We start from the raw sequence: 525 nt of genomic DNA, 5'->3' as shown, positions 1-525 counted from the left end.
GTCAGCAGGTGCGCCACCGCACCGGGGTGGTGATCGAGTCGTCGTCTCCCTGGACGGTCAGCGGAGCGGTCATCGGCGTGGCCGCGCCGCACCAGTTGCGGACGCGCAGCGCGCGCAGCGAGATCACCGCCCGCTGGCCTGCCCGCAGGGTGCCGCTGGACGGGGTGGCCAGCAGGCCGGGCGCGGTCACCTCCCACTTGACGGCGCGGCCGCGGGAGAGGGAGATCGCGATGCTGCCGCGGCCGTAGTCGTCCAGGGCCACCGAGCGCGGCACGGTGAGCCGCGCGGCCAGCCGGGAGCCGCCGTCGGCGCGGGACTCCACCGTGGGGACGGCCGTCGTGGCGGTGCTCGTGGGGGCCGTTGTCGGGGCCTTCTCCGGCGGTGCCTCGGGCGCTGTTTCCGGCGCTGTCTCCGGTGTCGCCGGGGGTACGGGGGCGGTGCTGGCGCCGAGGCCGGGGTCGGTGGTGATCTGGGTGGCCGCGTTCTGCTGGGTGGCGGTCCCGCCAGGGGTGAGCAGGCTCATCC

Annotated in this window: 1 pseudogene; it reads right to left on the bottom strand. The window is 76.4% G+C overall.

From position 1 onward, the window contains the following. Position 1 precedes the first annotated feature (1 nt). Positions 2-525: pseudogene (locus tag C1I98_RS42450) on the bottom strand (hypothetical protein); the annotation flags it as partial.

The sequence above is a fragment of the Spongiactinospora gelatinilytica genome, assembly GCF_003236385.1.
GTDB classification, from domain to species: domain Bacteria; phylum Actinomycetota; class Actinomycetes; order Streptosporangiales; family Streptosporangiaceae; genus Spongiactinospora; species Spongiactinospora gelatinilytica.
The sequence above is the reverse complement of the archived record's forward strand: the minus strand, read 5'-3'. Positions and strand labels throughout refer to the sequence as shown.